The following is a 23,524-nucleotide window of genomic DNA, read 5'->3' as shown; positions in this document are numbered from 1 at the left end:
GTAATGCACTTGGGAGCGGCGTACGGCCGACAAGGGGAGCAAACCCATGCGCAAGGCGCTGCTGATCGTCGGCCTTCTCGCACTGGCCATCGGCCTGCTCTGGATCGGCCAGGGCACCGGTGCGATCGCCTGGCCGGCATCGAGTTTCATGATCGGCAGCCTGCAATGGGCGGAATACGGCGCCCTGCTCTCCGCGGTCGGGCTGATCCTGATCTGGCAGGGCAAGAAGTGATTTCTCCCTCCACGCGTCATGGCCGGGCTTGACCCGGCCATCCACGTCTTTCTTCTTCACTGGCGGCAAGGAACGTGGATGCCCGGGACAAGCCCGGGCATGACGAAGCAAGGGAACGCACCACATGACAACCAAACTCTTCGATCTCACCGGCCGCGTCGCGATCGTGACCGGCGGCAATGGCGGCATTGGTCTGGGCATGGCGCGCGGGCTGGCGGACGCCGGCGCCGATATCGCGGTGGTCGGACGCAACGAGGCGAAGTCCACGAGCGCCGTCGAGGAATTGCGCAAGCGCGGCGTCAGGACGATTGCGGTCGCAACCGACGTCACCGACAAGGCGGCGGTGGCCGCGATGATCGAGCGGGTCGGCAACGAGCTCGGCCGGATCGACATCCTCGTCAACAACGCCGGCACCAGCATCCGCAAGCCGACGCATTTGCTGGAGCTCGAGGAATGGCACACCGTGATGAACACCAACCTGACCAGCGCCTTCCTGTGCTCGAAGGCGGCCTACCCGGCGCTGAAGGCATCGGGCCGCGGCAAGGTCATCAACATCGGATCGATGATGTCGATCTTTGCCGGCAGCTATGCGCCGGCCTATGCCGCCAGCAAGGGCGGCATCGTGCAGTTCTCGCGCTCCTGCGCCTGCGCGTGGGCGCCCGACAACATCCAGGTCAACGCCATCCTGCCCGGCTGGATCGATACGGATCTGACGAAAGGCGCTCGTCAGCAGGTGGCGGGGCTGCATGAACGGGTCCTCGGCCGAACGCCGGCCGGACGCTGGGGGCACATCGACGACTTCGCCGGGATCGCCGTGTTCCTCGCCTCGCCCGCCTCCGATTTCGTCACGGGCACCGCGATCCCCGTCGATGGCGGGTTCTCGGTGATGTCGTGACGGTCACGCGCCGCCGACGACGACGCAACAGCGGACTTTCGTCGATTGCGACATGGCGACCTCCGGCATGGAGCATAGGCCGGAATGGCAAATTCGTCATTTGCGAGCGCAAACGAACATTCCATCCGTCGTCATTCCGGGATGGTCCGAAGGACCAGACCCGGAATCTCGAGATTCCGGGTTCGATGCTTCGCATCGCCCCGGAATGACATCAGTGGCTCGCAATGACGGGAAATGCGTCAGCGCCGGAAGGTCTTGATCTCCGACACGCTGCCGTCGCGGTAGGTCAACTCCACCGAGACCGACCTCGTAGTGGGCGCAAGCTTCAAATACGGATTGGCGTCGTGCGGAATGGCGCTCGGGTCCCTGGGATCGCAGGGCGGCATTTTCAGCACCTTGTCCGGCATCGCACTGTCGATGCCGATGCGGGCCTCGCGGATCGCGCAGCGGTACGACATCAAATGCGTGTAGTAGACCAGCAGCCCGTTGAAGTCGCGGAACGACAGCCAGCTGGTCGCGGTCATGTCGAGGATCTTGCGCTGGTCGCGCAACAGCGCAGCCTCAGGGTCGAAGCGGATCGGGAACGGGCCCTGCGTCTCGCCGGAGGCGTCGACGTAGCGCACCTGGATCGTGGCGGCCGGCTGGTCGGCGGTGAGCTCGATCGAGGGATTGGGCATGCGCTTGCGGGTGCGCGGATCGAGCGTGTCGATGAAGCCGGTTTCGCGGAACTGGCCGGCATCGCCCAGCCGCCAGGAAATCCCGAGCGTGGGATCGGCGATCGAGAACACCACGGTCCAGCCGCCATTGTGGCGCGAGAAGGCGGCGATCGGCGCGTTGACGGAGTCGTTCTGCGGGGCAATGCGCTGCACCTGGGTCAGCGCCGCCACCTGCTGGGCCGGCTCGGCGGGCTTTGCCGCGACCGCCGGCGGCGGGTCGGATTTCGCCGCACCGTTGAGGAAGACGTCGTCGACCATCTGGTCGAAATAGACCGGCACCTGCTTGTGGCGGACGGTCTCGGCGGACTCGCTGACCAGCCGGCGCGTGCGCTGGGCCACCTGCACGAGGTTGACGCCGGGCTGCGTCAGCTCCCTGGCGAAGATGCGGGTGAACACCGAATTGGGATTGGCGTCGTCGTTGGACAGCCGGTCGAGCGCGGTCTGGCGGGGACCTGCGGAAAACACCGAGAACACGCCTTCCGGCAATTGCGTCATCGGCGCCAGCCCGCCGCCGCCGGCGACAGCGCGGGTGCCGGCGCGTTCGAACGGGTTGTTGCGGCAGGCGTCGAACACCAGGATCGCGGTGCGCGCCTTCTTGTTCTGCAGCCGCTCGATGATGCGGTCGGCGAGGACGGAGGAATCGCGCACCAGCTCTTCCTGCCCCTCGGTCGCCGCGGGCACGTCGGTCGGCAGCAGGAAATTCTGACCGGCGATCTCGAAACCGTGGCCGGCATAGAAGAAGAAGGCGGTGTCGCCGGGCTCGACCGCCTTGTCGAAGGCCAGCAGCGTCTGGCTGAAGGCCTGGCGCGTCTGGTTCTCCGCCACCATCACGGAAAAGCCGAGCTGCTTGAGCGTATCGCCCATGGTGCGGGCGTCGTTGACCGCCTTCTGCAGCTTGGGCACGTTCCTGTAATCGTTGTTGCCGATGACGAGCGCGACACGCTTGGCCGCCTGCGCAGGCACGGCCAGCATCATGCACAAGGCCGCCATGCACAGCGCAGCCGCGATCTTCCAGTTCATCCATCTCATCGCAAAATCCCCGCCTGCGGCCTGCGCCTTCGCCACCGTATCGGCTTCACGCCTGATAGTCGCGGAACGCCCATGCGAGGTTCAGGCAACCCCCAGCAGGCATCCGATCCTCCCGTTGTTTGAAGGCAAAATGACGAAAAGCCGGTTATTTGTGCGAAAACATTAAGGTTTTTCCGCTATTGGGACGGTTCCCAGATTGACTTTGGCCATTTGGACCCTATGTTCCGGCTCAACGCGGCCCTCGGTCGAAATACGATTCCCTGGGTTAGCCGCTCGTCTGCGTAAGTCAGAGCCCCTGAGCTTCCTTAAAAGCACGCCGTTTCGGGGTCGAACGCGACAGCCTTTTTACTTTCGATTCCGAACGGCGGTGTCGATCAGAGGCTCAATGTCTTTTTCCAATCTCGGTTTGTCCGACAAGGTTCTCGCCGCTGTTGCGGCCACCGGTTACACCACCCCTACCCCCATCCAGGAACAGGCGATCCCCCACGTCCTCGCGCGGCGTGACGTGCTCGGCATCGCCCAGACCGGCACCGGCAAGACCGCTGCCTTCGTCCTGCCGATGCTCACCATCCTCGAAAAGGGCCGCGCCCGGGCGCGCATGCCGCGCACCCTGATCGTGGAGCCGACCCGCGAGCTCGCAGCCCAGGTCAAGGAACAGTTCGACAAATACGGCGCCGGGCAGAAGCTCAACGTCGCGCTCCTGATCGGCGGCGTCTCCTTCGGCGACCAGGACTCCAAGCTGACGCGCGGCGTCGACGTGCTGATCGCAACACCCGGCCGGCTGCTCGACCACACCGAGCGCGGCGGCCTGCTTCTCACCGGCGTCGAGCTGCTGGTGATCGACGAAGCCGACCGCATGCTGGACATGGGCTTCATTCCCGACATCGAACGCATCTGCAAGCTGGTGCCTTTCACGCGGCAGACGCTGTTCTTCACCGCGACGATGCCGCCGGAAATTTCCCGCATCACCGAGACCTTCCTGCACAATCCGGCGCGGATCGAGGTTTCCAAGCCCGCGACCACCGCGGTCACCGTGACACAGTCCCAGGTGCCGGCCGGTCGCGAAGCGCACCAGAAGCGCGACATCCTGCGCCGCCTGCTGCGCGACGCCAAGGACCTCCAGAACGCGATCATCTTCTGCAACCGCAAGCGCGAAGTCGCCGTCGTCTACAAGTCGCTGCAGAAGCACGGCTTCGCCGTCGGCGCCCTGCACGGCGACATGGATCAGTCGGCGCGCACCGCAGCGCTCGAGCAATTCCGCAAGGGCGAGATTCCCCTGCTGGTTGCCTCCGACGTCGCCGCCCGCGGCCTCGACATTCCCATGGTCAGCCACGTCTTCAATTTCGACGTCCCCCATCATCCCGACGACTACGTGCACCGTGTCGGCCGCACCGGCCGCGCCGGGCGCCCCGGCACCGCAATCTCGATCGTCACCTCGCTCGATACCAAGTCGATGGCCGCGATCGAGAAGCTGATCGGCCAGAGCATTCCGCGTGCCGACGGCGACTACGAAGTCCACGCCGACGCAGCCGAAGATGGCGATCATCCGCGCGAGCACCGCAAGCGCGAGCATGGCCGCGACGGTGCGCGCGGCGGCCGCAAGCCGCGCCGCGAGCGCGGCGAACGTTCCGGCAGCGAGAAGCATGGCAGCGAGCGCGCTGGCGGCGGCGAACGTGCTGGCGGCGAACGCAAGAGCGGTGAGCGACACGCCCGCGGCGAGCGCCATGCCGGCAAGGGCGGACGTCATCCCGCGCAGGAGCCGCAAACTCCGGCGGCTGCTTCCCCCTCACGCGTACCTTCGATCGGCCGGCCCGAGCCGCAACGCGGTCCGCGCGAGGAAATCGAGCCTGCGGATCATTCGCATCTTCCCGCCTTCCTGCTGCGCCCCGTGCGCGCGCGCGTCTGATCGCAACGCACAACGGCCGGTTCCCCCTTTAACCGGCCGTTCATTCTCCTCCGTTAGCGTAGCGTCGATAATTTAGTAATTGCTGCTGGCTCTTGGGCGGCACCGCGCGCTATTGGGGACGGAACGGTGGTCAAGCCGCTCGACGAACACGAACGCACACTTGCCTTCGCCGAAATTGCGCTCGGCCAGATCAAGTCGCTCCGCCAGACCGCGATCCCTCGCAACTACGAAATCTGGTACGTCTACGCGACCGGCTATAACGCCGCCCTCAACAAGATCATCAACGAGACGTTGTCGCGCAACGGCAAGCTCACCGAGAGCGATCTCGAACAAATCTACGAAACCTATCTCTCCCAGCTCAAGACAAGCGACCGCATCGACAAGGTCGGCGCGCGCGTGATCGGCGAGATCGACGACGTGATGAGGCTGATCACGGAAGCGCTGGGCATGTCGGCGAGCTACGGCGCCAGCCTCGACGGCGCCAACCAGAAGCTTTTGTCGGTACAGAATCGCGAGCAGCTCAAGTCGATCGTCGAATCGCTGGTGAAGTCGACGCGCGACATGCGCGAGACCAACCGGGCGCTGGAAGACCGGCTGTCGCTGTCGAAGAGCGAGATCAGCAACCTCCAGCACAGCCTGGAAGCGATCCGCGCCGAGAGCCTGACCGATCCGCTCACCGGGCTGGGAAATCGCAAATATTTCGACCGCTCGATCGAGGCCGCCGTTGCGGCTGCGCTGGAAAGCGGCGAGCCGCTGTCGCTGCTGATGTTCGACATCGACCATTTCAAGTCGTTCAACGATTCCTACGGCCATCTCACCGGCGACCAGGTGCTGCGCCTGGTCGGCATGTCGCTGAAGCAGACCATCAAGGGCCAGGACATCACCGCCCGCTACGGCGGCGAGGAATTCGCGGTCGTGCTGCCCAATACCGGCCTGCGCCAGGCGCTCACGGTGGCCGACCACATCCGCCGCGCCGTGATGGCCAAGGAACTGAAGAAGAAGTCGACCGGCGAGATTCTCGGCCGCGTCACGATCTCCGTCGGCGTCTCCATGCTGAAGGAAGGCGACGACACGGACTCGCTGATCGAACGCGCCGACGCCTGCCTCTACGCCGCCAAGCGCAACGGCCGCAACCGCGTGATCTGCGAAGTCGATCCGGAATACAGCGCCGAGACGCAAGGCAGCCACACCCAGGTGGCCTAACGATTCCGCTTCGTCTTCTTTGAAGTCGTCTTCTTGGCCGCAGCCTTCCTGGGTGCGGCCTTTTTCGTCGTGGCGACCTTCTTCGCGCCCTTCCGCGCCTTCGGGCGCTTCTTCACCGCGGCGCGCCGGGCGGCGGCCAGCGCTGCCCTCGCCCATTCGCCGAGCTCCTCGGTGTCGTCGAACAGCCGCGCCGGCAATTGCCAGTAGGAATTCACCGTCACCGTTTTGGCGCGCGTCTGGTACTGGAACGGCGTTGAGCCTTCCGCCTCGTATTGCGGAATGGTCGCCTCATCGGCACGGAAATAGAGGCCAGCGCGCAGCGCCAGCGCAAAGTTGGTGCCGTCGGCGGAAATGCCGTAGCCGGAAAACATCGGGCGGATCGTCACCGGGCCGAAATCGGCGAAGAGGTCGATGAGGAAATCGCGGTCCATGATGGCCTCACGCTGGATACTGGCCCCTCATGGTGAGGAGCGCATCTTGCGCGTCTCGAACCATGAGGCCCCGAATCGCCCGCGTCCATCCTTCGAGACGCCGCGCAAGCGCGCGGCTCCTCAGGATGAGGTCAGTAAGCGATGAGAGACTATACCTTGGCCGGCTTGAGCTGCACGGACTCGCCGCAGCCGCAGGCGGATATCTGGTTCGGATTGTTGAAGACGAACTGGGCCTGCATCTTGTCAGCCTTGTAGTCCATCTCGGTGCCGAGCAGGAACAGCACGGCCTTGGGATCGACCAGGATCTTCACGCCCTTGTCCTCGACCACCTCGTCGGTGGCACGGATCTCGTGGGCATATTCGACGGTGTAGGACTGGCCGGCGCAACCGCCGTTCTTGACGCCGACGCGCAGGCCGACGATCTCGGAATCGGCGCGCTTCGTCAGTTCGCCGATGCGCGCAGCCGCGGCGTCCGTCAGCCGCATCACCTGCGGGCGGGGGCGCGGCTTCGGCTTGGCTGGTGCAATAGGCATATCGGTCATTTGGTCAGCTCCAGCGGCAATTCAATGAAAATCTCGGATCCCTAACGCTAAGCTCACCACATGTTGAGCACGAGGCGGGCCTCGTCGCTCATCCGGTCCGGCGTCCACGGCGGATCCCAGACCAGGTTGACGTTGACGATCCCGACACCGGGGACGCTGGCGACCGCGTTCTCGACCATGGTCGGCAGCTCGCCGGCCGCCGGGCAGTTCGGCGTGGTCAGCGTCATCATGATGTCGACGCTGCGATCTTCCTTGAGGTCGACCTTGTAGATCAGGCCGAGTTCGTAGATGTCGGCGGGAATCTCGGGGTCGAACACCGTCTTCAGCGCGGCTACGATCTCGCCGCTGAGCTGCTCGGTCTCCTCCGGCGGCAGCGCCGATTGGGTTTCCATGGAGACGGTCTTGACTTCGGCCGTGTCGGTCATGCGAACAGTTCCCGCGCCTTGATCAGCGCCTGCACCAGATGGTCGACTTCTTCCTTGGTATTATACATGCCGAAGGAAGCGCGGCAGGTGGCTGTGACTTTGAACCGCTCTAAAAGCGGCATCACGCAATGGGTTCCGGCACGCACCGCCACACCCTGACGGTCGATCACGGTGGCGACGTCGTGGGCATGCGCGCCCTTCAGCTCGAACGAGATCACCGGCCCCTTGTCGCGGGCGGTGCCGATCAGGCGCAGCGAGTTGATCTCGCGCAACCGCTCCTGGGCATAAGTGAGCAGGCCGTGCTCATGCGCGGCGATGCGTTCCTTGCCGATCGAATTGACGTAGTCGATGGCCGCTCCGAGGCCGATCGATTCCACGATCGCCGGCGTGCCCGCCTCGAACTTGTGCGGGGGATCGCCATAGGTGACCCAGTCCTGCGCCACCTCGCGGATCATCTCGCCACCGCCGTTGAAGGGCCGCATGGCGACGAGGTGCTCGTGCTTGGCGTAGAGCACGCCGATGCCGGTCGGGCCGTACAGCTTGTGGCCAGTGAAGACGTAGAAGTCGCAGTCGATGTCCTGCACGTCGGCGGCCAGGTGCACGGCAGCCTGGCTGCCGTCCACCAGCACCGGAATGCCGCGGTCATGCGCGAGCTTCACGACCTCCTTGACCGGGACGATGGTGCCGAGCGCGTTCGACATCTGCGTGATCGCGACCAGCTTTGTCCGCGGTCCCAGCAGTTTCTCGAACTCCTCGATCAGGAAATTGCCGTCGTCATCGACCGGCGCCCATTTGATCACGGCGCCGTGGCGCTCCCTGAGGAAATGCCAGGGCACGATGTTGGAATGGTGCTCCATGATCGAGATGACGATCTCGTCGCCCTCGCCGATATTGGGCTCTCCCCAGGAGGACGCCACCAGGTTGATCGCCTCGGTGGCGTTGCGGGTGAAGACGATCTCCTCGTTGCGCCGCGCATTGAGGAACTTCGCCACCTTGGTGCGGCCGCCCTCATAGGCCTCGGTCGCGGCATTAGCGAGGTAATGCAGGCCGCGATGCACATTGGCGTATTCGCGCTCATAGGCGTCCGTCATGCGCTTGAGCACGGCGGTCGGCTTCTGCGCGGAAGCCGCGTTGTCGAGATAGACGAGCTGCTTGCCATAGACCTTCAGCGCCAGCGCCGGAAAATCCTCGCGGACGCGGGCGACGTCGTAGGAACCGTTGGCGACCGCGGGATGCAACGTCATGCGCGCGCCCTCAGCCAGCGTCCCGCGGTTGCCTCCGCCAGATCGCGCAAGGCGTCGTTGGCGATGGATTCGATGGCTTCGCCAACAAAGGCCTGGATCAACAGCGCCTGCGCGTCCTTCTCCGGCAGCCCGCGGGCGCGCAGATAGAACAGCAGGCTCTCGTCCAGCGCGCCGGACGTGGCGCCATGGCCGCAGGTGACGTCGTCGGCGAAGATCTCCAACTCCGGCTTGTTGTCGGCCTCGGCGTCGTCGGACAACAGCAACGCCCGCGTCATCATCTTGGCGTCGGTCTTCTGGGCGTCGGGACGGACGATGATGCGGCCCTGGAACACCGAATGCGCGCTGTCGTCGATCACGGCGCGGAACACTTCGCGGCTCGCGCAATTCGGCACCGCATGGTCCATCAGCAGCGTGGTGTCGGCGTGCTGGCGGCCCCTGAGCAGGTTGACACCGTTGGTCTCGACCCGCGAGCCCTCGCCGGCAAAGGCAATAGTCGCCTGGTAACGGCTGACGGCCGCGCCCGAGGCCATGCCGAAGATATTGAAATGCGCGTGCGCGCCGAGCGTGACGGCGGAGGAGGAGATGTTGACGGCGTCGGCCGCATCCTCGACCAGGCGGACGTGATCGAGCCGGGAATGGTCGCCGATTGCGATCACCAGCGAGTCATGCGCCTGATAGGTCCTCGTGCCGTCAGCCGCGACATAGCTCTCGACCAGCGTAGCGGATGCGTTCTTGCCGAGACGCAGCAGCGAGCGGGTGAACATCGACGACGCGGCCGCGCCGGCGGCGATATGGACGACATGGAGCGGCCGCGACAGCACGGTGCCATCGGCGATCTCGATCACGACGCCGTCAGTGAGCATGGCGCTGTTCAGCGCCACCATGGGATTAGACGTATCGAGCGAAAACAGTTGCGCTTGCAGCGCGCCGTCGCCGCCGTCCAGCGCCTCGCGCAGGGAACGGATGCTGACGCCCTTCTCGAGACCATTCGTCTCCGAAAGCCCCGGTGCGAACGCGCCATCTACCAGCACCAGCCGGCGAGTGCCCTCAATCGCGGCAGTCTTCAGCGCGGCCTCCGCCCGCTTCAGCACCGCTGCATCGGGTGCCGCCGCCAGCGGCAACACTTCGCGCATTAGCACGCGAAGGTCGGTGTATTTCCAATCCTCAATCCGGCGGTGCGGCAGGCCGGTGCGCTCATAGGCATCGAGCGCCTGCCGCCTGATGTCGGCGACCTTGCCGCCGGCCGGCAGCCGTTCGCGCGCGGCCGCAAGAGCCGCCTCGAGCGCGCTTCCGGTATCGGTCTTTGCCAAAGCTACGTTCATCGCAAATCCACCCGGCGCCTACGCCGCGTCCTCGAACCGGGCGTAGCCGGACTCTTCCAGCTCCAGCGCCAGTTCCTTGCCGCCGCTCTTCACCACCCTGCCCTTCGACATCACGTGCACGAAGTCGGGGACGATGTAGTTGAGCAGCCGCTGATAATGGGTGATGACGACCATCGCACGGTCCGGCGAGCGCAGCGCGTTGACGCCGTCAGCCGCAATGCGCAGCGCGTCGATGTCGAGGCCGGAATCCATCTCGTCGAGGATGCACAGGCTCGGCTCGAACAGCGCCATCTGAAGAATCTCGTTGCGCTTCTTCTCGCCGCCGGAGAAGCCGACATTGACGCCGCGCTTGAGCATGTCCTGCGGGATGTTCAGCGACTTGGCGACCTCGCGAACCTTCTTCAGGAAGTCCGGCGTCGAATACTCGCTCTCGCCGCGCGCCTTGCGTTGCGCATTCAACGCGGTGCGCAGGAAGTTCATGGTAGCGACACCGGGAATTTCGACCGGGTACTGGAACGCCAGGAACACGCCCTTGGCGGCGCGCTCGTCCGGCGCCATCTCCAGCAGGTTCTCGCCCTTGAACAGGATCTCGCCGCCGGTCACCTCATAGCCGGGCTTGCCGGCGATGACATGCGACAGCGTCGACTTGCCGGAGCCGTTCGGCCCCATGATCGCGTGCACCTCGCCCGGATTGACAGTGAGCGACAGCCCGTGGAGGATTTCGCGATCCTCGACACGGACTTGCAGGTTCTTTACTTCGAGCAGAGACATCATCTTCTTCCGTTGTTTCCCTCGTCCTGAGGAGCGCCGAAGGCGCGTCTCGAAGGACGTAGCCAGAAATCCTTCCACCCATCCTTCGAGACGGCCGCTTGCGCGGCCTCCTCAGGATGAGGGCCTATCCCACTGAACCTTCAAGGCTGATCGAGATCAGCTTCTGCGCCTCGACGGCGAACTCCATCGGCAGCTGTTGCAGCACGTCCTTGACGAAGCCGTTGACGACGAGGCCGACGGCTTCTTCCTGCGAAAGACCGCGCTGGATGCAGTAGAACAGCACGTCCTCGGAGATTTTCGACGTCGTCGCCTCGTGCTCGAAGGTGGCTGACGAATTCTTCGCTTCCACGTAAGGAACGGTGTGCGCGCCGCATTTGTCGCCGATCAGGAGCGAGTCGCAGGCGGTGTAGTTGCGCGCGCCGGTGGCCTTGCGGTGCGCCGTGACGAGGCCGCGATAGGTGTTCTGCGACTTGCCGGCGGCGATGCCCTTGGAGATGATCCTGGAGGTCGTGTTCTTGCCGAGGTGGATCATCTTGGTGCCGCTATCGACCTGCTGGTAGCCGTTCGAAATCGCGATCGAGTAGAACTCGCCGCGGGAGTTGTCGCCGCGCAGGATGCAGCTCGGATATTTCCAGGTGATGGCGGATCCCGTCTCGACCTGGGTCCAGGAAATCTTCGAATTGACGCCGCGGCAGTCGCCGCGCTTGGTGACGAAATTGTAGATGCCGCCGACGCCTTCCGAATTGCCGGGATACCAGTTCTGCACCGTCGAATATTTGATCTCGGCGTCATCGTGCGCGACTAATTCGACGACCGCGGCATGCAGCTGGTTCTCGTCGCGCTGCGGCGCGGTGCAGCCTTCGAGATAGCTGACGTAAGAACCCTTGTCGGCGATGATCAGCGTACGCTCGAACTGGCCGGTGTTGCGCTCGTTGATGCGGAAGTAAGTGGATAGCTCCATCGGGCAGCGCACGCCCGGCGGCACGTAGACGAACGAGCCGTCGGAGAACACGGCCGAGTTCAGCGTGGCGAAGTAGTTGTCGGAGGTCGGCACCACCGAGCCCAGGTACTTCTGCACCAGTTCCGGATGCTCGCGGATCGCTTCCGAGATCGGCATGAAGATCACGCCGGCCTTCTTCAGCTCTTCCTTGAAGGTGGTAGCGACGGAAACGGAGTCGAACACCGCGTCGACCGCGATCTTCGAGCGCGCGGGAGCGGCCTCCTCGCCTTCGGCCTGCGGCTTTACCACGCCTTCCAGCACCGCGACCTCGCGCAGGGGAATGCCGAGCTTCTCGTAGGTCTTGAGGATCTCCGGATCGATCTCGTCGATCGAGGAGAGCTGCTTCTTCGGCTTCGGCGCCGAGTAATAGTAGAGATCCTGGTAGTCGATCCTGGGGTAATCGACGCGGGCCCAGGTCGGCTCGGTCATGGTCAGCCAGCGGCGATAGGCCTCGAGCCGCCATTCCAGCATCCAGGCCGGCTCGTTCTTCTTGGCTGAGATGAAGCGGACCGTATCTTCGGAAAGGCCCTTCGGGGCCTTCTCGGATTCGATAACCGTCTCGAACCCATATCGATACTGGTCGACGTCGATCCGGCGTACCCGGTCGACCGTCTCTTGTACGGCTGGCATTCCATCCTCCGCTCGCGGTTTCAAGGACCGCGGTGGATCAAGGTCGTATGTCCGGTGCGATGCACCGACGAAACCGGCTTAGAACAGTTCAAGCCGTGTTTCTTCGTCCTCTAAGTAAGCTATCGGCGAGCTTTCGCCAAGCCTCCAGGGCCCTGCCGACGTCTGCCTCGGTCGTAGACCAGCCCAGACTGAGCCGCACCGCTCCCAAGGCCAGTTCCGGGCCGAAACCCATGGCCTCCACGACATGCGAGGGCTGGACCTTGCCGGACGAGCAAGCCGAGCCTGACGATACCGCGATACCGGCGAGGTCGAAGCCGATGACAGCCGTTTCGGCTCTTAGCCCGGGAACGGCAAACAGAACGGTATTTGGCAACCGCTGAACTTCCTCGGCGAAGACCACAGTACCGGGCGTGGCCTGGAGGCCGGCTTCAAGGCGCTCCCGGCGCCCTTCCATCCGGGCCGCATCGCGCTCGCGGCAAGCCAGCGCCGCCTTGGCGGCTGCCCCGAAACCGGCGATCCCGGCGACGTCCTCGGTGCCGGCACGGCGGCCCTTCTCCTGACCGCCGCCGCGCAGCAGCGGCGCCAGACCCTCCACGCCCTCGGCCAGCACCAGCGCGCCCACCCCCTTGGGACCGCCGATCTTGTGCGCGGAGAGCGACACCAGATCGGCTCCAATGGAGGCGAGATCGAAGGGAATCTTGCCGAGCGCCTGGATCGCGTCGACATGCAGCAGCCCGCCCGCGGCGTGAACCATCCCGGCCGCCTCCGCCACTGGCTGGATCGCGCCGGTCTCGTTGTTGGCGAGCATGATGGAGACCAGCGCCGGCGGGCCGTCGAGCAAGGCGCGCAGGCGGTCGAGGTCGACGACACCGGTGCGCGTGACTCCGATGCGGGCGGTCGCCTCAGCCGCAAAGCGTCCGCCCGACAACACGGAAGCATGCTCGATCGCGGAAATTAGCAGCCGTTCCACCGCCGGCCCCTTGTTTCGTCGCAGGCCCGGCGTCAGCGCCAGCGAATTGGCCTCGGTGCCGCCGGAGGTGAAGATCACGTTCGCCGCCTCGGCACCGACGGCGGCTGCGACGGCCGCGCGCGCATCCTCCACCAGCTGGCGCGCTTGGCGGCCCTCGGCATGGACGGAGGAGGGATTGCCGCCGGTGTCCCACGCATGCGCGATCGCCGCCTTCGCCTCGGGGCGCAGCGGCGTGGTCGCGTTCCAGTCGAGATAGATGCGCTCGGCCATGCCAGCCATATAGCGCTTTCGGGCGGCGCCGGTACGCCTCGCACGGCGAAATCGTTAATTCGCCGCCTGTCCGCGCGCCCGCATCGGCATGGCCGGTCCGGCCGCCTCACGCCTCAATCCGAACAGCGGCCTCAGCCAGCCCACGCGGCGCACGATCTCGAAAGTGACGACGCACGCCGCCGCGGTGCCGCCGATGATAGTGGCCGCCTCGAGCCCGGCCGACAGCCCGCTGCCGCGCAGCGCATGGGCAATGACGATGATCGCGGTCTGGTGCACGATGTAATAGGGAAAGATCGCATCGGTCAGGTAGCGCCGCGCCGCTGAGTCTCGCGTCAGCCAACGCCGCGCAAAGCCGAGCACCGCGACGATACAGAGCCACTGATAGAAGCCGTAGGCGATCCCGATCAGAAGCCGGACCGGCATGCCGCTGCCGCTGAGCGGCCGCAGCGACAGCCAGAGCGCGTAGAAGGCGACCGCGAGGACGAGCGCGATCCAGCGCCGGCGTTCGGTCGCCTCCCAGAATGAGGCGGCATGCGCCAGCAGGAAGCCGAGCAGGAACACGCCGGCAAACAGCGCGTGATTGTACCAGTCGCCGAACAGGGCATGGGTCGAGGGAAAATTCGGAAGCAGTGTCAGGCGAAAGACCGCAAACAGCAGCGACGGCACGACCAGCAGCCATACGCCTGACAATAGCGGCGCCAGCCAACGCTCGATCCATGCGGTCGCACCGGGAATGGCCAGGACGAAAAGGCCCAGCGCCATGGTGTAGACCCAGAGATAGGCCACGAACCACAGATGGTTCCAGGTCGGCAGGATGATGCAGGGTTTTGGGCAGAACTCTTTGCCGAAGGCGAAGTAATGCTTCAGATAGAAGTCTAGGAATCCATCGGGATATCCGAGCGCCTCGACGATCTGGATGTACGCTTGCGGCGGCACGATCACGAGCATGCCGAAGACCAGGGGAATGAGTAGCCGCGAAGAGCGCGAGCGCAACAGCGCTCCCGCAGCGGTCTTTCGCAACATGAAACGGGTGGCGACGCCGGAGACGAGGAACAGCAGCGCCAGCCGCCATGGATTGAGCGCCAGCATCAAGGGTTCCAGCGCGGTGACGGCGTGGACGCTCTTGATGTGCCAGTTCCAAGGCACGTAGAACATGCCGACGTGATAGAGGATCAATAGCCCGAAGGCGCCGATCCGTACCCAGTCGAGATCGACGCGGCGAGCGGGCGCGACATCCGACGGCTGTGCTATGCTTTCCTGCATCATGGCCGGCTCCGAAAAAGTGCGCTGAAATCTCATGACCGACGTCAAGGATGCGCCCGATCGGCCTGCTGAAAAGCCGGTTTGGGATCAGAACCGGGTACCGCGGGATGAGACGAGGCCCGCCGGGACGAGCGGTTGGCTGCGCGGGATGATCGGCGAGGACCGCCTGATCTATGCAGCGGTCGCAGCGGTTGCGGTCGTGATCGGAATCGTCGGCGCGCTGTCGACCGCCGACGACATCGCCCGCCGCGGCGGAGTCTATGACCCCAGGACGCCCCTGCTCTGGGACATGACCAGCATCGCGGTCATCATTTTGCTGACGCCGGCCCTGCTCGCCATCGTCAGGCGCATCCGCCGCGAGCCGGCGCTGGCCGTCCGCGTCGCGCTCGCTGCCGCCACCATCATCGCCTTTTCGGCCGTGCACATCACGGGGATGGTGTGGCTGCGCAAGCTCGTCATGTTCCTGGCTGATGGCGCCTACGACTTCCGCTTCTCGCTGGCGACGGTGCTCTACGAGTTCCGCAAGGACGTCGTAACCTGCTTCCTGATCGGCGGCGGCATGTGGCTGATGGATGCAAGGCGCGAGGCACACCGCGCGCTGCAGGTGGTGGCGGCACCACCAGCGGCGAGCCCGCCGTCCACGCCGCAAACCATCTGGCTGCGCGACGGCGCGCGCAGCATCCGCATCGAGCCGCGCGACATTCTCTGGATCAGCTCTGCCGGCAATTACATCGAATACAGCCTCGCCGACGGCTCCAGTCACCTCATCCGCGGCACGCTCGCGGCGGCGGAAAGCGATCTTTCCCGCTTCAACCTCGCGCGCATCCACCGCACGAGGCTCGCCAACCTCGACCGCGTCACCGCCGTGCAGTCGAAGCCGTCGGGCGATTTCGAACTAACGTTCGATTCCGGACACACGGTTTTCGGCAGCCGCCGCTACCGCAGCACGGTTGCTTCGCTCGATCGGCCAGCCGCCTCCGCCTGAGGGAGTGAAGGCGTCCGCGCCGAATGGAATTTCAACGGTTTTCCAGCCCCTTACGGCCAGCTCATGAAGCGGTTTCCCGCCCGCCAGGCTGCACAATTTCCTTGCTTTTTGCCCCTTGCGTCATGTTAGAACGCGGCCCACCACCCGCGCCGCCAGGCGACGCCCGCCATCATTTCACGAGCCGTTTCATTCGCGCAGCGCGAACGGAGTGCGCTCCAACCGGTTGATTGATCGATATCAATCAAGGAACCCCAATGCCTGAAGTGATTTTCACCGGTCCTGCCGGCCGCCTCGAAGGCCGCTACCATCCGGCGAAGCAGAAGAACGCGCCCATCGCCATGATCCTGCATCCGCATCCGCAGTTTCACGGCACGATGAATCACCAGATCGTCTACCAGTGCTACTACGCCTTTGCGCATCGCGGCTTTTCGGTGCTGCGCTTCAATTTTCGCGGCGTCGGCCGCAGCCAGGGCTCGTTCGACCACGGCACCGGCGAATTGTCGGATGCGGCGTCCGCGCTGGACTGGGCACAGGCGATCAATCCGGAGGCGCGCGCCTGCTGGGTCGCGGGCTTCTCCTTCGGCGCCTGGATCGGCATGCAGCTCCTGATGCGCCGCCCCGAGGTCGAAGGCTTCATCTCGATCGCGCCGCCGGCCAATCTCTATGACTTCTCCTTCCTCGCGCCCTGCCCGTCCTCCGGGCTGATCGTGCATGGCGAAAAGGACGCGGTGGTGCCGCCCAAGGACGTCAACACGCTGGTCGAGAAGCTGAAGACGCAAAAGGGCATCGTGATCGACCAGCAGGTCATCCCCGGCGCCAACCACTTCTTCGACGGCAAGCTGGAGCCGCTGATGGAAGCGGTCACCGGCTATCTCGACATGCGTCTCGCCAACGTTCGCTGATCATGCCGGCGTTTGTCGCGCTGCTGCGTGCCGTCAATGTCGGCGGCACCGGCAAGCTGCCGATGAGCGAATTGAAGGCGATGTGCGAGGAACTCGGCTTCGGCGCGGTGCGCACCTATATCGCCAGCGGCAATGTCGTCTTCACAAGCCGCAAGTCGGAAGCCGCGATCAAGGCAGCGATCGAGAAGCGGCTGGCAGCCTATGCCGGCAAGCCGGTCGGCGTGCTCGTGCGCAGCGCCGAGGAGATGGCGCAGGTAGCGGCCGACAATCCTTTCCCGAAGGCCGCTCCCAACCGCACGGTCGCGATCTTCCTCGACGGCAAGCCGCCAACGGATACGCTTGCCGGCGTGCGCGGCCAGAAAGACGAGGAGATCAAGCTCGGCCGCCGCGAGATCTACGTGCATTACGGCGATGGCATGGGGCAATCGAAGCTGGTGATCCCCGCCGCCAAGGCCGGCACGGCGCGCAACATCAACACGATCGCGACGCTGGCGAAGATGGCCGCAGAACTCTGATCAGGCCGCCTTGCGCTTGCCGGCCTGCAATTGCGATAGCCAGGATTGGCGGCGATCGATGAAATCACGCAGCAGCGCCGGATAGTCGGCGCTGACGGCGCCGCGTACCGACGGCCGCGCGGCGAGGTTCCTGCGCCACTGCGCGAGCTTCTGTTTGCCGGCCAGAATGCCGAAATCGCCGATGGCGTCGAACACGTCGAAATAGCGGAACACCGGGCCGAACACGGCGTCGACCAGCGAGAATTTTTCGCCGTCGAACCACGGCGCGGCCGCGACGCGCGCCTCCAGCCGGGCCAATTTCTCTTCGAGCTGTGCCGCTTTGGCCTTGAACGTCGCCTCGTCCTTCGCGGCATAGAAGCCGGCGATGTCGTTGAGCACCGCCGAGCCGAACTCGATCCAGCCGCGATGCTCGGCGCGCTCGAGCGCATCCGCGGGGTGCAGGGGAGAGCCTTGCGTCTCCTCCAGATATTCCAGGATCACGGCGGATTCGAAGATCGCCTTGTCCCCGACAACCAGCACCGGCGTCTTGCCGAGCGGGGAAATCTTCAGGAACCAGTCCGGCTTGCTGGCGAGATCGATGTCGATCCGCTCGAACGGGACGCCCTTCTCGGTCAGCGCGATCACCGCGCGCTGCACATAAGGGCAAAGCTTGTGGCTGATCAGCTTGAGTGGCGCGGCCATGGCAGTTCCTCGACGGTGAATGCAGTCGCATGTAAAATTACATGCAATCGCATATATCCGTCAAGGTAGATGCATCTGCATCCAGTTCACGGTCGCGCGATCACCCCGCCGGTCATGGGCATGGGTACGCCGGTAGTGGCGGGGTAGCTCAGCGGCAGGCCTTTCAGGCCCCGCGCCGCCAGGAAGCCGAAGGCCTGCGCCTCCAGCGCGTCCGACGACCAGCCGAGCGTCTCGGCCACCTCGACGGTGGCCGGCGCCAGCCGCTCGCGCAGCATCCGCACCATGGTGCGGTTGCGCGCGCCGCCGCCGCAGACAATCCAGCTCTTCGGCGGCTTCGGCAGCAGCGGCACGATGCGGGCGATGGCGGCCGCGGTGAACGCGGTCAGCGTGGCGGCACCATCGGCCGGCGCCTTGTCGGCGACCTTAAGGCAGGCGAAATCGTTGCGGTCGAGCGATTTCGGCGGTTTCAGGCTGAAGAACGGCATTTGCAGCGCGCGCGCCACCCAGGCCTCGTCGACACTGCCTTTGGCGGCGAACTCGCCATCCTTGTCGAAGCGCTGGTTCATGCTGCGGAACATGTGGTCGTCGAGCAGCGCATTGCCGGGGCCGGTGTCGCATGCAATCAGCGTGTCGGTGCCGTCGATATAAGTGATGTTGGAGACGCCGCCGATATTGACCACCGCGATCGGCCCTTCGCGCTCCAGCGATTGCGCCAGCGCGCGGTGATAGACGGGAACAAAGGGCGCGCCCTGCCCGCCGGCGGCGACATCGGCGGCGCGGAAATCATGCATCACGGGGATATGGATCGCCTTCGCCAGCGCCGCCGCATCGCCGATCTGCACCGTCATCCGCTTCTCCGGCCGGTGCAGGACGGTCTGGCCGTGGAAGCCGACGATGTCGATCTCCTCCCGGCTGATGCGGTTCTGTGCGGTGAAGGCGGCAACCGCTTCGGCATGCGCCTTGGTGACGACCTCCTCCGCCTCGCGCAGGATGCCCGGCCGGGCGTCGCGCTGCGGCAGGTTGACGGCCTCCGTCAGCGCCTGGCGCAGCAGGCTGCGCTCGCGGTCGGTATAGGGCCGGTAGCTGCAGGGCCCGAAGGACTGGACCCGCTTGCCGTCGGTTTCGATCAAGGCGACATCCACCCCGTCCAGCGAGGTGCCGCTCATTAGACCGAGTGCGGTCAACATCATTGTTTTGGCCTCGCGAGCCCTACCCCGGGAAGCACGGCTTGTGCCAAAGGAGCACATCTTATAATGCCACAGCGGACGATGAATCGGCAGCAAGTTCGCAACGGGCGCCGCATTTCGTTACAATTAGCGTGAAGAAAAACCGTGAAAATAGAGTGATCAGAGTCGCCGACACATGACTGCATTTAAATCGGATTTCCTGAACATTTTACAGGAACGGGGCTTCATCCATCAATGCTCCGATTTCGAGGGGCTGGACGCGCTCGCCGCCAAAGGCGAGGCGACCGCCTATGTCGGCTATGACTGCACCGCGCGCTCGCTGCACATCGGCAATTACCTGACCATGATGATGCTGCACTGGCTGCAGCAGAGCGGCAACAAGCCGATCACGCTGATGGGCGGCGGCACCACCATGGTCGGCGACCCCTCCGGCAAGGACGAGACGCGGGCGCTGCGCTCGGTCGCGGAGATCGAGGCCAACAAGTCTTCCATCCGGGGCGTGTTCGCAAAGGTGCTGCGCTATGGCAACGGGCATTCCGACGCCGTCATGCTCGACAATGCGGAGTGGCTGACCAAACTGAACTGGATCGAGATGCTGCGCGACGTCGGCCGGCATTTCTCGGTCAACCGCATGCTGACCATGGACTCCGTGCGGCTGCGCCTCGAGCGCGAGCAGGAAATGAGCTTCATCGAGTTCAACTACATGGTCTGCCAGGCCTACGATTTCGTCGAACTGTCGCGCCGGGTCGGCTGCCGGCTGCAGATGGGCGGCTCGGACCAGTGGGGCAACATCGTCAACGGCGTCGATCTCGGCCGCCGCATGGGCACGCCGCAACTATTCGCGCTGACCACGCCGCTCTTGACCACCGCTTCCGGCGACAAGATGGGCAAGACTGCCAAGGGCGCGGTGTGGCTGAACGCCGACGAGTTCTCGCCCTATGATTTCTGGCAATACTGGCGCAACACCGAGGATGCCGACGTCGTCAAGTTCCTGAAGCTCTTCACCATCCTGCCGATGGCCGAGATCGCCAAGCTTGCGGCGCTCAAAGGCGGCGAGATCAACGAGGCCAAGAAGGTGCTGGCGACGGAAGCGACCGCCCTGCTCCACGGCCGCGACGCCGCCAACCAGGCCGCCGAGACCGCGCGGCAGACCTTCGAGGAAGGCGCGATTGCGGAAAACCTGCCGACGGTGGAAATTCCGCGCGGCGAACTCGACGCCGGCGTCGGCGTGCTCGCCGCTTTCGTGAAGGCGGGGCTCGTCGCCTCCAATGGCGAGGCGCGGCGGCAGATCAAGGGCGGCGGGCTCCGTGTCAACGACGTCGCCGTCACCGACGAGAAGATGACGCTGTCGCCGGCCAACCTGACCGGCGAAGGCGTGATAAAACTTTCGCTCGGCAAGAAGCGGCACGTGCTGCTGCGCGCCTAGCCCGCGCTGCATAGGCGTATTCGCAACAGACCCCTGCTCTTCCTGCGCGAAGAGGCGCTTCCTTACGCGCAATGGACCAGAACACGCCAAAGGACGCGCAAAGGGACGCGCCGGGGGAGGATGTGGCGGCCAGGCCGCTGAAGCCGGCGCGCGTGGCGCTGAACGTGCTGGCGCTGTGCTTTGCGCTGTCGGTGCTCGGCCGCGGCCTTGGCGAGAGCTTCACGGTCTTCCTGATACCCATCTCGGAGAATTTCGGCTGGGACCGCGCGCAGGTCGTCTCGGTCTACTCGCTGTCCTGGCTGATGAGCGGGCTTACCGCGCCGCTGGTCGGCCGCCTGTTCGACCGTTCCGGGCCGCGCACCGTGTATGCGCTCGGGCTCCTGCTGCTCGGCGGCGCGTTCCTCGCCGCATCGCATGCGCAAGCGCTGTGGCAGTTCCAGCTCACCGTCGGTCTCTGCGTCGGGCTCGGCATCGCGCTGGTCGGCAACGTGCCGAACTCGATCCTGCTCGGCCGCTGGTTCGGGCCGCGACTGCCGACCGCGATGGCGGTCGTCTATTCCGCCATGGGCGGCGGCGTGCTGGTGCTGTTGCCGGCCTCGCAGCTCCTGATCGATCACATCGGCTGGCGCTCCTCCTATCAGTGGTTCGGCATCGTCGTGCTCTGCCTCGTGGTGCCGCTGCTGCTCTTGCCGTGGCGGCTGTTCGCGCGGGGCTCGCCGACGGTCGTGCAGAAGGCGCAGGCCGAGGTCGTCGACAGCGGCTGGACGCTGGCAAGCGCCATGCGCCACCACGCCTTCTGGGCGCTGTTCTCCACCTTCTTCTTCACCGCGGTCGGCATGTACGCGATCTCGGCGCAGATCGTCGCCTTCCTGATCGACGCCGGTTTCCATCCGCTGCAGGCGGCAACCGCCTGGGGTTTTTCCGGCGTGGTGCTGACGATCGGCATGGTCGGTGTTTCCACCCTCGACGGCATCATCGGCCGGCGGCCGTCGGTGCTGTTCAGCTATGCCATCTCGATTATCGGGATCTTCTTCCTGTGGCTGCTGCAGTGGCATCCGAACTACTGGCTGCTTACTGCCTTCGTCGTCTGCTTCGGCAGCATGATCGGCTCGCGCGGCCCGCTGATCACCGCGACCGCGCTAAGATTCTTCCAGGGCAAGCGGGTCGGAACGATCTTCGGCACGATCTCGATCGGCAGCGGCCTCGGCTCGGCCTTCGGTTCGTGGTCGGGCGGCCTGATCCACGACTACACCCACGGTTACAACGCGGTCATCGTGTTCGCGCTGGTAAACGTCATCCTCGGCATGCTTCCGTTCCTCGTGGTGCCGGCGCTGCGGCGCTAGCGCGGGGGACGCAGCAACAGTCAAATGGTTTTCCACGCGGCTGCGAGCCAAATATCAGAAAAATTTCAGAATATGCGCGGCTTGCTTCAGGACATTCTGCTTGCGGTTTCGTACTAACTTTGCGTGGATTCTGCGGCTGGCTGCGATTTGCCGACCGTTCTGGGCGTTGGGGTGGGAAATGAAGAAGACTGAGGGCCGGACCGCGGTACGCCGCGCCGCCGCGCCATTGCGAACTATGCAAGCAGGCGCGCTGCTGGCCGGGATGATTGCAACCCCTGTAGCGGCGGCGGACTTGCCGAGGTTGCCGGTGAAGGCTCCGACGGCCACGCCGGTGGCAAGCTGGACGCAGTTCTACGTCGGTGCCGGCGCCGGCTTCGACTTCCTCGCCGGCCGGTCGACCGCCCTCCTCGTCGGCGGCGGCCCGGGTTTGACCTTCGATGGATTGCAGGGAGCCGATCTCGGTCTTTCCGCATTCGTCGGCGCCGATCTGCAGGTGTCGCAGAAGATCGTGCTCGGTGTCTTCGCCGACTACGACTGGTCGCGCCAGCGGACGACGCTGTCGGCCAACTGGCCCCTCAACGCCTTTAGCGCTTCCGGCACGATGCCGAGCCTCGATCACGGCTGGACCGTCGGCGGTCGCGCCGGCTTTCTGGTGGCGCCGGATATCCTGCTGTATGGCCTGGCCGGCTACAGCGAGATGAAGGTGAACAATTGGTCGATGACCATCATTCCGGTCGGCGGCCCGGCACTTGTCTTCCTGGATCAGCCGGCGCAGACCCTGCGCGGGTACACCGTCGGCGCAGGCGCCGAATATCGGCTGACAAGCAACGTCTCGCTTCGCGGCGAGTATCGCTATGTCGCGCTCGGCAGCGGGACGACCGTCGATCCCATCAACAACGCGGTTTGGACCAACGATTTTTCGCAGCACCTGGTCCGGATCGGCGCCGCCTACCGCTTCGGCCAGTTCGGCACGGTAGCGCCTGCTGCAACGACGACACGGATGGCGACGCCCTCCTGGACCGGTTTCTACATCGGCGCCGGCATCGGCGGCGATGCTATCGCGCCGCATCTTTCCGGCACCGCTGCAGGCCAGGTGGATTTCAACGGCTCGGGCCTCGGCGGCGCCGATGTCGGCGGCACCCTGATGATCGGCTATGACCGCCAGGTCGCCCCGCAATGGGTGATCGGCGCCTTCGGCCTGGTCGACGCCGCCACCAATGGCGGCGTCAGGTTCACCGCGACGGCTACCGGCACCGGCAGCATCTCGAGCGATCTTGCCGCCGTCAACTGGAGTTGGACCGCCGGCGGGCGCGTCGGCTACCTGGTTGCGCCGAACACGCTGGTCTATGCGCTCGGCGGCTACAGCGGCGTCACGCTGCGTGCCATATCGTACGATCTGTTCGGTGTGACCGGCACCGGTCCGACGCCGCAGTATCACGGCGCCACCTTCGGCGGCGGCTTCGAGCGCTACTTCACCGACACGATCTCGGCGCGCGCAGAATATCGCGGCACCCATCTGGAGACGCTCACCAACCTGACGGCACCCGGCTGGACCAACGTGAGCGCCGGCGGCACGGTGCACACCTTGCGCGCGATGCTTTCCTGGCGAATGCCGGCGCCATAGACGCGCGACGCG

General features: G+C 65.1%; 22 protein-coding genes. 10 read left to right on the top strand and 12 right to left on the bottom strand.

All coding sequences use genetic code 11. The features are described from left to right. The first annotated feature begins 46 nt into the window (after nucleotides 1-46). Nucleotides 47-232, top strand: a complete 186-nt coding sequence (locus tag HZB49_RS08170) for a hypothetical protein (protein WP_291609996.1) — start codon at nucleotides 47-49, stop codon at nucleotides 230-232. Nucleotides 233-356: 124 nt separating this feature from the next. Further along, nucleotides 357-1,127, top strand: a complete 771-nt coding sequence (locus tag HZB49_RS08165; protein ID WP_291609995.1) for a glucose 1-dehydrogenase — start codon at nucleotides 357-359, stop codon at nucleotides 1,125-1,127. 239 nt (nucleotides 1,128-1,366) lie between these two features. Here the strand turns inward: HZB49_RS08165 and HZB49_RS08160 are convergent, their stop codons facing one another. Further along, on the bottom strand, nucleotides 1,367-2,863 hold the full coding sequence (locus HZB49_RS08160; protein ID WP_291611146.1) for a caspase family protein: 1,497 nt from the start codon (nucleotides 2,861-2,863) through the stop codon (nucleotides 1,367-1,369). A gap of 394 nt (nucleotides 2,864-3,257) precedes the next feature. On the opposite strand from HZB49_RS08160, the gene HZB49_RS08155 reads away from it, so the two are divergent. Together HZB49_RS08155 and HZB49_RS08150 are read left to right on the top strand one after the other, a co-directional pair. Beyond that, on the top strand, nucleotides 3,258-4,778 hold the full coding sequence (locus HZB49_RS08155; protein ID WP_291609994.1) for a DEAD/DEAH box helicase: 1,521 nt from the start codon (nucleotides 3,258-3,260) through the stop codon (nucleotides 4,776-4,778). Between the two features lie 126 nt (nucleotides 4,779-4,904). Continuing rightward, a complete protein-coding gene (locus HZB49_RS08150; protein ID WP_291609993.1) occupies nucleotides 4,905-5,981 on the top strand; it encodes a GGDEF domain-containing protein in 1,077 nt (358 codons plus the stop codon). On the opposite strand, the gene HZB49_RS08145 is transcribed toward HZB49_RS08150, so the two are convergent. From HZB49_RS08145 to HZB49_RS08105, 9 genes are all read right to left on the bottom strand, one after another. Next, nucleotides 5,978-6,412 (bottom strand): TfoX/Sxy family protein, encoded by a 435-nt coding sequence (locus HZB49_RS08145; protein ID WP_291609992.1) that lies wholly within the window; start codon nucleotides 6,410-6,412, stop codon nucleotides 5,978-5,980. The genes HZB49_RS08150 and HZB49_RS08145 overlap by 4 nt on opposite strands. A gap of 149 nt (nucleotides 6,413-6,561) precedes the next feature. Then, complete coding sequence (locus HZB49_RS08140) at nucleotides 6,562-6,954, bottom strand: iron-sulfur cluster assembly accessory protein (RefSeq protein WP_291609991.1); 393 nt, start codon at nucleotides 6,952-6,954, stop codon at nucleotides 6,562-6,564. A 53-nt stretch (nucleotides 6,955-7,007) separates the two neighbouring features. Beyond that, nucleotides 7,008-7,379, bottom strand: coding sequence for an SUF system Fe-S cluster assembly protein (locus tag HZB49_RS08135; RefSeq protein WP_291609990.1), 372 nt, complete (start codon nucleotides 7,377-7,379; stop codon nucleotides 7,008-7,010). Continuing rightward, nucleotides 7,376-8,623, bottom strand: coding sequence for a cysteine desulfurase (locus tag HZB49_RS08130; RefSeq protein WP_291609989.1), 1,248 nt, complete (start codon nucleotides 8,621-8,623; stop codon nucleotides 7,376-7,378). Before HZB49_RS08130 ends, HZB49_RS08135 begins: the two co-directional genes overlap by 4 nt. Beyond that, the gene (sufD, locus tag HZB49_RS08125; RefSeq protein WP_291609988.1) at nucleotides 8,620-9,945 is read right to left on the bottom strand and encodes a Fe-S cluster assembly protein SufD; all 1,326 of its coding nucleotides are present in this window, start codon (nucleotides 9,943-9,945) and stop codon (nucleotides 8,620-8,622) included. Before sufD ends, HZB49_RS08130 begins: the two co-directional genes overlap by 4 nt. Nucleotides 9,946-9,963: 18 nt before the next feature. Next, entirely contained in the window at nucleotides 9,964-10,716 is a 753-nt protein-coding gene (gene sufC, locus HZB49_RS08120) for a Fe-S cluster assembly ATPase SufC (protein WP_291609987.1), read from the bottom strand. 124 nt (nucleotides 10,717-10,840) lie between these two features. After that, the gene (gene sufB, locus HZB49_RS08115; protein ID WP_291609986.1) at nucleotides 10,841-12,346 is read right to left on the bottom strand and encodes a Fe-S cluster assembly protein SufB; all 1,506 of its coding nucleotides are present in this window, start codon (nucleotides 12,344-12,346) and stop codon (nucleotides 10,841-10,843) included. A gap of 88 nt (nucleotides 12,347-12,434) precedes the next feature. Then, nucleotides 12,435-13,586, bottom strand: coding sequence for a cysteine desulfurase family protein (locus HZB49_RS08110; protein WP_291611144.1), 1,152 nt, complete (start codon nucleotides 13,584-13,586; stop codon nucleotides 12,435-12,437). A gap of 54 nt (nucleotides 13,587-13,640) precedes the next feature. Beyond that, the gene (locus HZB49_RS08105) at nucleotides 13,641-14,852 is read right to left on the bottom strand and encodes an acyltransferase family protein (RefSeq protein ID WP_291609985.1); all 1,212 of its coding nucleotides are present in this window, start codon (nucleotides 14,850-14,852) and stop codon (nucleotides 13,641-13,643) included. Nucleotides 14,853-14,883: 31 nt separating this feature from the next. Between HZB49_RS08105 and HZB49_RS08100 the strand changes: the two genes are divergently transcribed. The 3 genes from HZB49_RS08100 (at nucleotide 14,884) to HZB49_RS08090 (ending at nucleotide 17,251) form a co-directional block, all read left to right on the top strand. Next, nucleotides 14,884-15,834, top strand: coding sequence for a LytTR family DNA-binding domain-containing protein (locus tag HZB49_RS08100; RefSeq protein ID WP_291609984.1), 951 nt, complete (start codon nucleotides 14,884-14,886; stop codon nucleotides 15,832-15,834). A gap of 254 nt (nucleotides 15,835-16,088) precedes the next feature. After that, nucleotides 16,089-16,736 carry an alpha/beta hydrolase gene (locus HZB49_RS08095; protein ID WP_291609983.1) on the top strand — a complete coding sequence of 216 codons (648 nt, stop codon included), beginning with the start codon at nucleotides 16,089-16,091 and terminating at the stop codon, nucleotides 16,734-16,736. 2 nt (nucleotides 16,737-16,738) lie between these two features. Further along, on the top strand, nucleotides 16,739-17,251 hold the full coding sequence (locus HZB49_RS08090; protein ID WP_291609982.1) for a DUF1697 domain-containing protein: 513 nt from the start codon (nucleotides 16,739-16,741) through the stop codon (nucleotides 17,249-17,251). On the opposite strand, the gene HZB49_RS08085 is transcribed toward HZB49_RS08090, so the two are convergent. Both HZB49_RS08085 and HZB49_RS08080 read right to left on the bottom strand, forming a co-directional pair. Further along, nucleotides 17,252-17,932: a glutathione S-transferase family protein gene (locus HZB49_RS08085; protein WP_291609981.1), complete on the bottom strand. Its 681-nt coding sequence runs from the start codon at nucleotides 17,930-17,932 to the stop codon at nucleotides 17,252-17,254. A gap of 86 nt (nucleotides 17,933-18,018) precedes the next feature. Next, nucleotides 18,019-19,122: an anhydro-N-acetylmuramic acid kinase gene (locus HZB49_RS08080; RefSeq protein ID WP_291609980.1), complete on the bottom strand. Its 1,104-nt coding sequence runs from the start codon at nucleotides 19,120-19,122 to the stop codon at nucleotides 18,019-18,021. A gap of 172 nt (nucleotides 19,123-19,294) precedes the next feature. On the opposite strand from HZB49_RS08080, the gene tyrS reads away from it, so the two are divergent. The 3 genes from tyrS (at nucleotide 19,295) to HZB49_RS08065 (ending at nucleotide 23,512) form a co-directional block, all read left to right on the top strand. Beyond that, nucleotides 19,295-20,545 (top strand): tyrosine--tRNA ligase, encoded by a 1,251-nt coding sequence (gene tyrS, locus HZB49_RS08075; RefSeq protein WP_291609979.1) that lies wholly within the window; start codon nucleotides 19,295-19,297, stop codon nucleotides 20,543-20,545. A gap of 71 nt (nucleotides 20,546-20,616) precedes the next feature. Then, nucleotides 20,617-21,888: an MFS transporter gene (locus HZB49_RS08070; protein WP_291609978.1), complete on the top strand. Its 1,272-nt coding sequence runs from the start codon at nucleotides 20,617-20,619 to the stop codon at nucleotides 21,886-21,888. Between the two features lie 178 nt (nucleotides 21,889-22,066). After that, nucleotides 22,067-23,512 carry an outer membrane beta-barrel protein gene (locus HZB49_RS08065; RefSeq protein WP_365857058.1) on the top strand — a complete coding sequence of 482 codons (1,446 nt, stop codon included), beginning with the start codon at nucleotides 22,067-22,069 and terminating at the stop codon, nucleotides 23,510-23,512. Nucleotides 23,513-23,524: the final 12 nt, after the last annotated feature.

This window comes from Bradyrhizobium sp. (assembly GCF_016219575.1).
GTDB lineage: Bacteria > Pseudomonadota > Alphaproteobacteria > Rhizobiales > Xanthobacteraceae > Bradyrhizobium.
Note: the sequence above shows the minus strand (reverse complement) of the source record. Positions and strands in the feature narration are given on the sequence as shown.

What these genes read in the sequence shown, in the direction of transcription:
- sufD (WP_291609988.1), bottom strand. Translation starts at nt 9,945, where the DNA reads ATGAACGTAGCTTTGGCAAAGACCGATACCGGAAGCGCGCTCGAGGCG.
- HZB49_RS08090 (WP_291609982.1), top strand. Translation starts at nt 16,739, where the DNA reads ATGCCGGCGTTTGTCGCGCTGCTGCGTGCCGTCAATGTCGGCGGCACC.
- HZB49_RS08145 (WP_291609992.1), bottom strand. Translation starts at nt 6,412, where the DNA reads ATGGACCGCGATTTCCTCATCGACCTCTTCGCCGATTTCGGCCCGGTG.
- HZB49_RS08070 (WP_291609978.1), top strand. Translation starts at nt 20,617, where the DNA reads ATGGACCAGAACACGCCAAAGGACGCGCAAAGGGACGCGCCGGGGGAG.
- HZB49_RS08100 (WP_291609984.1), top strand. Translation starts at nt 14,884, where the DNA reads ATGACCGACGTCAAGGATGCGCCCGATCGGCCTGCTGAAAAGCCGGTT.
- HZB49_RS08165 (WP_291609995.1), top strand. Translation starts at nt 357, where the DNA reads ATGACAACCAAACTCTTCGATCTCACCGGCCGCGTCGCGATCGTGACC.
- sufC (WP_291609987.1), bottom strand. Translation starts at nt 10,716, where the DNA reads ATGTCTCTGCTCGAAGTAAAGAACCTGCAAGTCCGTGTCGAGGATCGC.
- HZB49_RS08080 (WP_291609980.1), bottom strand. Translation starts at nt 19,122, where the DNA reads ATGATGTTGACCGCACTCGGTCTAATGAGCGGCACCTCGCTGGACGGG.
- HZB49_RS08160 (WP_291611146.1), bottom strand. Translation starts at nt 2,863, where the DNA reads ATGAACTGGAAGATCGCGGCTGCGCTGTGCATGGCGGCCTTGTGCATG.
- HZB49_RS08140 (WP_291609991.1), bottom strand. Translation starts at nt 6,954, where the DNA reads ATGACCGATATGCCTATTGCACCAGCCAAGCCGAAGCCGCGCCCCCGC.
- HZB49_RS08170 (WP_291609996.1), top strand. Translation starts at nt 47, where the DNA reads ATGCGCAAGGCGCTGCTGATCGTCGGCCTTCTCGCACTGGCCATCGGC.
- HZB49_RS08110 (WP_291611144.1), bottom strand. Translation starts at nt 13,586, where the DNA reads ATGGCCGAGCGCATCTATCTCGACTGGAACGCGACCACGCCGCTGCGC.
- HZB49_RS08065 (WP_365857058.1), top strand. Translation starts at nt 22,067, where the DNA reads ATGAAGAAGACTGAGGGCCGGACCGCGGTACGCCGCGCCGCCGCGCCA.
- HZB49_RS08095 (WP_291609983.1), top strand. Translation starts at nt 16,089, where the DNA reads ATGCCTGAAGTGATTTTCACCGGTCCTGCCGGCCGCCTCGAAGGCCGC.
- HZB49_RS08085 (WP_291609981.1), bottom strand. Translation starts at nt 17,932, where the DNA reads ATGGCCGCGCCACTCAAGCTGATCAGCCACAAGCTTTGCCCTTATGTG.
- HZB49_RS08135 (WP_291609990.1), bottom strand. Translation starts at nt 7,379, where the DNA reads ATGACCGACACGGCCGAAGTCAAGACCGTCTCCATGGAAACCCAATCG.
- HZB49_RS08130 (WP_291609989.1), bottom strand. Translation starts at nt 8,623, where the DNA reads ATGACGTTGCATCCCGCGGTCGCCAACGGTTCCTACGACGTCGCCCGC.
- HZB49_RS08105 (WP_291609985.1), bottom strand. Translation starts at nt 14,852, where the DNA reads ATGATGCAGGAAAGCATAGCACAGCCGTCGGATGTCGCGCCCGCTCGC.
- tyrS (WP_291609979.1), top strand. Translation starts at nt 19,295, where the DNA reads ATGACTGCATTTAAATCGGATTTCCTGAACATTTTACAGGAACGGGGC.
- sufB (WP_291609986.1), bottom strand. Translation starts at nt 12,346, where the DNA reads ATGCCAGCCGTACAAGAGACGGTCGACCGGGTACGCCGGATCGACGTC.
- HZB49_RS08155 (WP_291609994.1), top strand. Translation starts at nt 3,258, where the DNA reads ATGTCTTTTTCCAATCTCGGTTTGTCCGACAAGGTTCTCGCCGCTGTT.